3 protein-coding genes are annotated in these 3,370 nt (G+C 46.1%); all 3 read left to right on the forward strand.

From position 1 onward, the window contains the following. The first annotated feature begins 358 nt into the window (after positions 1 to 358). On the forward strand, positions 359 to 583 hold the full coding sequence (locus PHF27_RS13955; protein WP_300071374.1) for a hypothetical protein: 225 nt from the start codon (positions 359 to 361) through the stop codon (positions 581 to 583). 64 nt (positions 584 to 647) lie between these two features. After that, positions 648 to 2,252 carry a GSCFA domain-containing protein gene (locus tag PHF27_RS13960; RefSeq protein WP_300071378.1) on the forward strand — a complete coding sequence of 535 codons (1,605 nt, stop codon included), beginning with the start codon at positions 648 to 650 and terminating at the stop codon, positions 2,250 to 2,252. A gap of 2 nt (positions 2,253 to 2,254) precedes the next feature. After that, on the forward strand, positions 2,255 to 3,283 hold the full coding sequence (locus PHF27_RS13965; protein ID WP_300071381.1) for a hypothetical protein: 1,029 nt from the start codon (positions 2,255 to 2,257) through the stop codon (positions 3,281 to 3,283). Positions 3,284 to 3,370 lie beyond the last annotated feature (87 nt).

Raw genomic sequence — 3,370 nt, forward strand, 5'->3', positions numbered from 1 at the left:
CAAGCGCCTCGGTTATCGAACTCCAGACGACCTTTTCGAAGACTTTCTTGACTCTATTTATGCTGCTTAATTTAAACTACTGTTCTACTTTACCAAAGTGTTCAACTTGCACTTGCAATTTGCGACTGAAAATACTATAGCTTATGAAACAATAAAAGAAATATTATGTAGACGTATGAAGGGGCAACTGTGCGCGCTTGCTTTGCTTAAAGAACAATGTGCATCTTTGTACCATATAGAGTCTCCTCCGCCTATTTTTGACACTAAACACATTTTGGCACACTTGGATAAGGAGTTCCGGTTAAAAGTAGAGAAAAGAAGAAAAGATAGTCAACTAGTACATTTGGACGAAAGCGTAGTGGCACCGCCGTATTTGCGTTATAAGTTGTGGCGGCTGCAATCCGAAATCTTCAAGGAAGCCTGTGAACAGATGGAGATTAGTTTTATTCCGGCTCCGGCGAACACGATGGATGAAAATGGCTTTTTGAAGCAGCAGTATTGGTCTACCGATGCTACGCACGGAAATGTGGCCTATGGCGAAGAGGTGCTGCAAGTGTTGGAGAAAATAGCCTACGCGCAGTAGTGGGGTAGATGACACAGTAGTATGTAGACAAGTAGGACATAGAGAGAAGGATAGGGGGCTATAAATGACGCATCCATATAAGAGTTTTCCGGATTCATCCTATTGGTCGCGTTCGATAGCGCGCCTTGAAATGGAAGTTGTTGATCCGGTACTCCATTTTCCTTTTAAAATTTCAAAGGAAGATAAAATTGTATCAGCCGGAAGCTGTTTTGCACAGCATATCAGTAAAGTCCTGGATAAGGGCGGCTTTCATTTTTTCATTACCGAAAAAGCGCATCCTTTGATACCGGAGGATTTGGTCAAGAAAAACAATTATGGCATCTTTAGCGCACGCTATGGAAATATTTATACCGCAAGACAGCTGGTACAGCTGTTTCAAAGAGTATACGGCTTGTTTTCGCCGCAAGAAGATGTGTGGGAGCGGGAAGATGGGACGTTGATAGATCCCTTTCGTCCCAATATTCAGCCGGATGGTTTTAGTTCCCGCCAAGAATATGAGCTCGACCGCAAGCAGCATTATCGGTATGTGCGCCAAGCTTTTGAGGAATTGGATGTGTTTGTGTTTACGCTGGGGTTGACAGAATGCTGGCTTTCCAGATGCGATGGCGCTGCTTATCCTATTTGCCCGGGCGTTGTCGCCGGAGAATTCACGCCGGAGAAATATCGTTTTGTTAATTTTACAGTCGATGAGATTGTAAGGGATATGATTGAATTTATTGATTATCTGCGTGATGTTAACCCCAAAGCAAAAGTGATTTTGACGGTTTCGCCGGTGCCCCTGGTAGCTACGGCCGAAGCGAAGCATGTTCTTGTATCTACTACGTATTCCAAGTCGGTGTTGCGTGTGGCCAGTGAAATGATTGCTTCTCGGCGTAAAGAAGTAGCCTATTTTCCTGCCTATGAAATTATTACGGGAAACTATAACCGGGGACAATATTTTGCGGCGGATCTTCGGACTGTTAACGAAGACGGTGTGAATCATGTGATGCGCTTGTTCATGAAGCATGCTACCTTGGAACTAAGCGAGGCCTCCGTGCAACCTGCCGGCGGCATGGCTTTGAAGCGCGAAGAACCGGAGAACGAGAAGCGTGACTCTGCAGCACGGGTATGTCTGCAAAATGTGGTGGAAACCATGTGCGACGAGGAATTCCTGGACTACTCAGCACGGTCTTCTGCGGCGCAAGAGGTGGCAGAATCAGTAGCGGCTGACTGCCGGCTCTTGAAAACAATGGCCGATTTAGAGGGCATTTATTCTTTTGGTGTAGAGGCAGAACAAATGCATTGGAAAATTGCCGGGTATGCGACAGCCGAGGGTGTTTTTGTAAAGCTGCGCAGTCTCCAGGATGCGCCGGCCAGTGAAATTACATCAGGATCTTTTGCGCAGCTTCTACCAGGGCAAAGCTACCAGCAAAGTGTGGAATTGCTATTGCCAGGTGTGTCGGATGAGTATGTTCCTGATTTTTGTTTTACTTGGTATACAAAGGAATACGGACACAGGCTTGTAGACACCAAATGGGAACGGCTTAGCCGTGAAAAGTGGCGGGGTACTAGCTGCTATACGCCTCAGAAAGAAATAGAACAGGTGCGCTTGCTGGATATAGCTCTTTGCCGAGGGGCGCAGGGAATGCAAGTGTTGAGAGTTGAATCCTATAGTTTATCGGAGGCGTAGGAATGCAAGGAATAAGAAGTATACCTTTTCTGAAAAATACGGTGTGTATCCTGTTAGTCTATATTGTTTTTTCTTTTTTTGTAAATCTTTCTGTAGAAGCAGGAACTACCTATGGCGCTTCCGAATCGGTGACAAGTGTTGCGCTGGAGCTGGCCCAGTTTGCCAATCCTGGTGCAGAGGACACGAATCTAGCCTTTGAAAAAGCGATTGCAGAGGCGCAGGCAAGAGCAGCGGCAGCCAAGCAAGAAAAGCGGGAAATTAAGATTGTTTTAAACTTGGAAAACAAGAAAATATACAAGATTACGAAGCCAATACAGGTTCAATTTGTTGATTTTTTGGAAATCAACGGTAATGGAGCAACAATTTTAAATACGTCTATGAAGTCCACTTTTTGGATTAAATCGTCCAACCATTTTACCGTACGGAATCTAGCGGTCGACTATGACCCTTTACCCTATACGCAAGGGGTCGTAACTGGATTGGACTCAACCGGGCAGGTGGTCGAGATACAAGTGGATGCAGGCTATCCTAGCAGCAGCGAATTTGCGGCGAAAATTCATCAAGGGTTCTTTACGGTGATGGATCGCCTAACCAAAGCGGAAAAAGTGGGCGCTAGGCACTTGACTCCGATTCGAGCGGAAGCGATGGGAAACGGGTACCTTAAAGTCAATCTTCAGTGGAGCGCTACGGCCTGTGGGCCAGGGCAAATTCCTGTACAACTTGGGGATACCGTCGCAATTCGCAGCGCTTTGGCGACGGCTGTGCGCGTAGAAGACAGCGCCTATACTTCTTTTGTTGATTTTGGGTTATATTCTTCGCCGGGAATGGGCATTCTTGAGCAGGGCGGTGTTGGCGGCATGGTCCTTGAACGTGTAAATATGATTCCCGGGGAAAAGCCGCGGAATGCAACGGCGGAACGGTTAGTTTCTACCAATAGTGATGGTGCGCATTTTATTGCCGTAGAAAAAGGCCCGAAAGTGGAAAACTGTAATTTTTTTGGTTCTATGTCAATGGTTGGGGTAAAAGCATAAAGTAATGTTGGCAGCGAGGATGCAAATTCTCGCTGCTATCTATTTTTAGTAACCGCAAGATAGAGGATGCGGTTACGCATTCGCTCA

This window comes from Anaeromusa sp. (assembly GCF_028691475.1).
In the GTDB taxonomy this organism is placed as follows: Bacteria; Bacillota; Negativicutes; order Anaeromusales; family Anaeromusaceae; genus Anaeromusa.